Below are 5921 nucleotides of genomic sequence, written 5' to 3' on the forward strand. Positions count from 1 at the left end.
CCGGTCCGGCAACAACGGCTCGATGCGTGCCCACTGGGCGTCAGTCAACGACACACATCAACCAACGATCCGATGATCTGAAGGAAACGGCCTAGTCGACCTCGCCGTGCGCCTGCCATTCCGCGAGAGGTTCCCGCGTGCGCAGTTCCGGGTACGTGGCGACCACCTCGGCCAGAGCGACCTGGGACGAGGCGCTCGTCGCGGTCTCCAGCGCAGCGCGCACCCGTTGGATCCGGTTCGCCGCTCCCCGAAGCTCCGCGAATCGGACGGAACCCGTTCCATCGTTCACCAGACGCTCCGCCTCCTCGCGGGAGAGATGAACGATCGGATCGTGCTCCCGTACACGTGCGTCCACATGGGGAAGACGCGGAAGCAGGTGACAGGGCCGGGTGACCGCTGAGGCGATCGGCTGGGAGGTCCGCTCCACGAGGATCGCCTTCACTCCGGCGAGGTCGAGGACCAGCAGGGGAGGCTGGTGAGGCCCCTCGGTATGACATTCGGGACAGGTAGCGGGGGTCGGCACCATCGGCCGGACGTCGTCCGCCTGATTGCACGTAAGGACGACCTGGACGGGTACGTCCACGTCCGCCGCGCACGCGGCGCAGATCCACTCCAGACGGATGAACGCGTCGGCGTCGACATCCGATTCGGCCACCAGATCCCCTTTCGGCCCGTCTCACGATCTGCGAACAGCTAGGAGGTCCCCTCGGCCGGACGCCTCCGCGCGGCCGAGTTCGCGCGGAAGAGCGGGGAGATCAGGCCCAGGACGAGCGATCCGAGAATGAGCGCGGCGGCGCCGATTTTCGGGCTGTACCAGCCGAAACCCGCGAACGGGGATCCGGGCAGCGAGAATCCCCACAGCGCGAAGGCGGCGGTCGCGGCCACGATGTTGAACCCCGTGTGGACGGGCCATGCCGCCGGATGGATCGGCACCCGGCGGCCCTTTGCCATTTCACGCTGTGCCATCGCGGCCCAGACGGCGAGCGGCGTGATCGCCAGGAACAGCCAGAACACCACCCACTGCGGAGTTTGCGAATGACCGACGGGTGCGTCCAGGATCCCGAGCACCGCGACGTACGCGGTCACAACCTCAGTGGGGATGTATGTCATCACCGACTCCGCCGCGGTCACCGCCGCGTTCCCGCCCGGTGCGGCTGGCTCGGGCGACCTCCCGCCACGGGCGGCTGGCTGAACCACCTCGGTGGCGCGAGCCATGCCCAGGATGCTCATGAATCCCTCCCCGCCCCCGGAACGCCAAGGTCGCATCGCTGTAAGCCAGTTGGACCCATCTGGCGGGCAGCGGTCGCAGCTTCAAAAGGATGCCATCCTCCGGCGTTCCGTAGCAGGTCCGATACCACTGTTTGTCGAACCGAGATGCTGCGGCCCCAGTCACAGTCCTCGACGCACACCAACCGCGCCGTCCGGCCGGTTCTTTGTGCAGTCCGCCGGTAAGGCGGCCGGGCGGGGCAGAGCAGACTTTCCGCCACGTATCGAAGGCAGCACCGGAAGGGGCTACCCGTGGGCAGTATGACGACTGCGGTGCCGGTTCGGGCGGTGGTTGGTTCGCGTCTGTCGGACGCGCACGGGGACGAGGGCAAGGTGTCGCACCTGGTCCAGGTGGAGTCGGCTGCTCGGCACTCGTTGTCGACGGAGTGGTAGATCGTCGGGTCGTTCTAGGACCTGGACGTTTCCGCGCCACCGACCCGCCCCACCTGAGCGCATGAGTCCGCAGGCTACGGCGGGGTGAGGAGCGCGGGTCGGCCCGTCACGAACGCAACGAAGCTCTGGTTGAACGGGGTGACCTTCCCAAGTCGCCTCGCACCACCGGAGCTTCGATGTGTTGCCAGTCTGCCACCGTCTGCCTGATGAAGTCGCCCGCCCTGGCCGACGTGGCGGGATTGCCGCTGGTGGAACGGCTGCGGCTGCTGCCCGATCCGCGTCGACGTCGCGGGGTGCGTCACCCGTTCGCGGCAGTGCTGCTGGTCGCCGCCTCGGCGGTAGTCGCTGGCGGGCGAGCTCGTACGCGGCCATCGGCCAGTGGTCCGCGAACGCTCCGCAGCACACCCTGGCCCGACTCGGCACTCGGGTCGTGGGCGCACTGGGCGTACACGTCGCGCCGAGTGCCGCCACGATCCGGCGGGTCATCGGCCTGGCCTGCCCCGGCGGCCTCGCCGATCTGACCGGCACCGATCCCGCCGGCTCGGACTCGGTGACGTGGACGGCAAGACCACCCGCGGCTCCCGGCACGGCGAAGTGCCCGCCGCACACTTGCTGGCCGCGATGACCGCTGACGGCCGCACCATCACCCAGCTGCGAGTTCCCGACAAGACCAACGAAATCACCTGCTTCACCGCCCTACTCGAGCGCCACGACCTTGCCGGGGTCACCGTCACCGCCGACGCCCTGCACACCCAGCGCGGCCACGTACGCTTCCTGGTGGAGGAGAAGAAGGCCCACTACCTGCTGACGGTCAAGGCCAACCAGCCCGAACTGCACCGCCGACTCCGGGCGTTGCCATGGAACGACGTCACCGCGCGCCGCTACGACCGCGAGATCGGCCACGGCCGCCGGGAGACCCGCGTGACCAGAGCGCTCACCGTCACCGGCCTCGGCCTCAACTTCCCCCACGCCGTCCAGGCCGCGCGCATCCTGCGCCACCGCACCAATCTCGCGACCGGCACCGTTAGCCGCCAGACCGTCGACGCGATCACCGACCTGACCTCGCAGGAAGCCTCACCCGAGCGGCTCGGCCGACTCGCCAGGTCTCAGTGGACCATCGAGAACCGGCTCCATTGCGTCCGCGACACCACCTTCGCCGAGGACGCCTCCAAGATCCGCACCGGCCACGGCCCGGAGAACATGGCAACCCTTCGCAACCTGGCGATCAACGCCCCTCCGCACCGCCGGGTACCGCAACATCGCCGCCGGCCTCCGCCACGCCTCCTACGAGCCCTTCACCCGCCCGCTCGACCTCCTGGGCATCGCCTGACCAGCGTACTCACGAGATCACCCGACTTTGCAACACCCCTGGGTATTGACCGAGGTCAGCGCCGTCGTCGCGCCCGAGCGTGAAGCCGACCTTGTCGCGGCCTACCTTGAGCTTGTCGCTGCCCTCTACCCGATGGGCTGGTGCGAACCGAGCTGCTGAGCGGACAGGACGGACGCTGGCGTATTCAGACGTTGTGGCGGGACCGCGCCGCCCTGGACGCCATGCGCGCAGCCCCGGATGGCCCGGCAGCACTCCGGCTCTTCCGTGAAGTTGGCGCTGACCCCGGACTGGCACTGTTCGACGTCAAGGTCCACTGCATCGCGCCGGTCGAGCCGAGCTGACTCACGCTGCCCTGGCTGGGGGTGGTGCGTGGACAGGTTACGAATACCGTTGATCATCGGAGTTTTGTGGACACAGCCGGTGATCCGCTGGCTTCGGACGGAGGCTGCGCATGCCCGGTTCCCCACCACGCGGACCTTGATCAACGATCAGGCAAACGACCCCGACATCACCCAATCAAGTTCAGTAGCCATGCGATAGTCCTCTCGTCGGCTCGCGACTTCCGCAGGCTTTCGATCAGCCAGGCCACGGCGCCTGAGGTATCCGGGCCTTGCCCCCGGATTTTGAACACGTCTATGCGGCTCGGGCCAGGGTAGTTGACTGTGATTGGAAGGCGTTCTCGAAGGCGATCGGAGATCGCTGACCGAGCCGGGAGTGCCGGCGTCGGGTGTTGTATCGGGTCAGCCAGCGGAAGGCGTCGAGCCGCGCCTCGCGCTCGTCCGGCCAGCCTTTGCGGCCCCTGGGTGTCTCTCTCTTGAAGGCAGCGTTGAAGCTTTCAGCGGCGGCGTTGTCTGCGCTGGACCCGACCGCACCCATGCTCTGCCGGATCCCTGCTGACCTGCAGATTTCAGCGAAGGCCCGACTCGTATATTGCGAGCCGTGATCGGTGTGCATCACCGCTCCGGTCAGGCTCCCGCGGGTCCGCTCGGCTGCAGCCAGGGCGTCGTTGACGAGCTCGGTTCGCATGTGATCGGCGATCGCCCACCCGGCCAGCCGGCGTGGGCACAGGTCGATGACGGTCGCGAGATAGAGCGGCTTCGCGCCGTGACCGGCAGATATGTGATGTCGCCGACGTACTTCGTGTTCACCGCGGCCGCGGTGAAGTCACGTCCGATCAGATCCGGGCCTTCGGCGCGGCCTGGTCCGCGACTGTGGTCCGGTGCCGGCGGCGCAGACGGACTCCATCGAGTCCGATGGTCCGCGTGATCCTGGCGACGCGTTTGTGGTTGATCCGTTCGCCCTCGTCGCGGAGTTCGGCGGTGATCTGGGGGCGCCGTAGGTGCCGTCGGAGTCCTGGTGGACCTTGCGTATCCGGGCCGCGAGCCCGTCCTCGGCGATCTGCCGGGCCGCCCTTGCCGCCGCGGTGCGGCGCCAGTAGTAGAAGCTCGACCGGGAGAGCCTGAGAATGTCGCAGAGCCGCTTCACGCCGAACCGGCGCTGGTGATCGTCAACGAACTGGCAGCGGTTCACCAGCGTGTCTCTCCCGCGAAATACCGGGCCGCCTTACGGAGGATGTGCGCTCTTCCTCCAGCTCGCGGATTCTTTTCCGGGCGGCGGCCAGCTCCGCCTGAACGTCGTCACCGCCGGCCTGCCCAGCGGCCGGCGGCGCGGAGTGGGCGCTTGGGGCGGCGCCCGTCGGCGGCCCGGATCCAGTTTCGCAGCGTCTCGGTGTTCACCCCGAGATCAGCGGCGACCGACTTGACTGTCGCTCCCGGCCGCGACCGGTACAACGCGACCGCGTCCGCCTTGAACTCGGCGGGGTAGTGCTTCATCCCCACGGGGACTCCGTTCTCCTGGACCATCGAGATCCAAGTCTCTCCGGTGTCCAAGATCCGGGGTCAAGGCCCGCTTTCAGTTCACCAGCCCACGACCGGACATCAGCAAGTTCCCCACCCGTGAACAGCACAACGACCGACCTGCCCAACCGTCACGGCAAACACCGGTGCAGTACTAAGACCAGCGGTTCCGTGGTGGCGCGGGTGAGGGGCCCTCGGGACGTGAGGACAGAGCCCAGGCCCGGGGGACACCGGGGCCGAACCGGTCCAGGAGGCCAACACGTAGGTGCTCGACCTGGACGGCGAGGCGGGGGCAGACCAGGCGCAGCTCATAGCGCGGAGCCGCCGCGTCGACCAGGCGCAGGGCGGCTGCGCGCGGGTCGGTCACCTCGGTGATGACGATGACGACCCGGCCGAACTGCGTACTCTCGCCCTGCATCCGGTGGTCGAGCACCCGCAGCCGCCAGGACCACCCGGAGCGATCACCTGAATCGGTCTCGACGCGCTCCGAATCGCGCAGCCGATGTCGACGGAGCCCGCTCCGGCAAGGATACGCAGGAACACTTGGCGTGTTGTGCTGGCACATCGGAACTATTGCCCGGGGCGCGGCAGCGAGGAATCGGCCGCATACGCCTTCGAAGGGGTGGCCCACCAGGCTCCCGCCAGGAACACGGCGGCCCCAGCTGTGGTGGCGAGGAACCGCGTTGGTCCACGGACACATGGTCACTTGAGCTCATGCCCGGGAATGTAAAGGGCGGGCTTGCGGCAATCCCCGGTACCGGAACGTTCGCGGTGATCATTCCACCCGACCGGACGAAACACCACAGGGCCGCCGGGTCACACCGCCCAGCACCCGGCCGGTCCGCAGGCGCAAGGCCGGCTCTCCCCGGCCTGGTACCCGTACCAGGCGCGCGCGGGAGCCGGACCTTGGTCTGCCGCCAGGGCCCGGCTCCCGTACGGCTCCTAGGTCCGCACCCGGCTCACAGCCCAAGGGCTTCAACCGCCAGGGCGGTTCCTCGTACGCGTGCTTCGATCTTGGCGAAGGCCAGGTCGCGGGAGGTGGACGTGTCGTCGGCGAACGGTGAGAAGCCGCAGTC

The 5921-nt window shown here is 68.3% G+C and carries 5 protein-coding genes and 2 pseudogenes; 2 read left to right on the plus strand and 5 right to left on the minus strand.

Annotated features, from left to right (window positions below):
- Positions 1 to 91 precede the first annotated feature (91 nt).
- Both ACIPYQ_RS41055 and ACIPYQ_RS41060 read right to left on the minus strand, forming a co-directional pair.
- Complete coding sequence (locus tag ACIPYQ_RS41055) at positions 92 to 655, minus strand: hypothetical protein (protein WP_401259783.1); 564 nt, start codon at positions 653 to 655, stop codon at positions 92 to 94.
- 38 nt (positions 656 to 693) lie between these two features.
- Complete coding sequence (locus tag ACIPYQ_RS41060) at positions 694 to 1230, minus strand: hypothetical protein (RefSeq protein WP_401259785.1); 537 nt, start codon at positions 1228 to 1230, stop codon at positions 694 to 696.
- A 984-nt stretch (positions 1231 to 2214) separates the two neighbouring features.
- Between ACIPYQ_RS41060 and ACIPYQ_RS41065 the strand changes: the two genes are divergently transcribed.
- The gene (locus tag ACIPYQ_RS41065; protein WP_401259787.1) at positions 2215 to 3072 is read left to right on the plus strand and encodes an ISAs1 family transposase; all 858 of its coding nucleotides are present in this window, start codon (positions 2215 to 2217) and stop codon (positions 3070 to 3072) included.
- Between the two features lie 57 nt (positions 3073 to 3129).
- Positions 3130 to 3330 carry a hypothetical protein gene (locus ACIPYQ_RS41070; protein ID WP_401259789.1) on the plus strand — a complete coding sequence of 67 codons (201 nt, stop codon included), beginning with the start codon at positions 3130 to 3132 and terminating at the stop codon, positions 3328 to 3330.
- Between the two features lie 292 nt (positions 3331 to 3622).
- On the opposite strand, the pseudogene ACIPYQ_RS41075 reads toward ACIPYQ_RS41070, so the two are convergent.
- The 3 genes and pseudogenes from ACIPYQ_RS41075 to ACIPYQ_RS41085 form a co-directional block, all read right to left on the minus strand.
- Positions 3623 to 4827 (minus strand): annotated as a pseudogene (locus ACIPYQ_RS41075) (IS3 family transposase).
- 172 nt (positions 4828 to 4999) lie between these two features.
- Positions 5000 to 5263 carry a hypothetical protein gene (locus tag ACIPYQ_RS41080; RefSeq protein ID WP_401259790.1) on the minus strand — a complete coding sequence of 88 codons (264 nt, stop codon included), beginning with the start codon at positions 5261 to 5263 and terminating at the stop codon, positions 5000 to 5002.
- A 541-nt stretch (positions 5264 to 5804) separates the two neighbouring features.
- Positions 5805 to 5921, minus strand: a pseudogene (locus tag ACIPYQ_RS41085) (5-methyltetrahydropteroyltriglutamate--homocysteine methyltransferase); the annotation flags it as partial.

Origin of the sequence: Streptomyces sp. NPDC090045 (genome assembly GCF_044747975.1) — a bacterium.
Taxonomy (GTDB): Bacteria; Actinomycetota; Actinomycetes; order Streptomycetales; family Streptomycetaceae; genus Streptomyces.

Excerpts from the sequence above, each read along its gene's own strand:
- ACIPYQ_RS41060 (WP_401259785.1), bottom strand. The coding sequence starts at position 1,230 with ATGAGCATCCTGGGCATGGCTCGCGCCACCGAGGTGGTTCAGCCAGCC.
- ACIPYQ_RS41080 (WP_401259790.1), bottom strand. The coding sequence starts at position 5,263 with ATGCAGGGCGAGAGTACGCAGTTCGGCCGGGTCGTCATCGTCATCACC.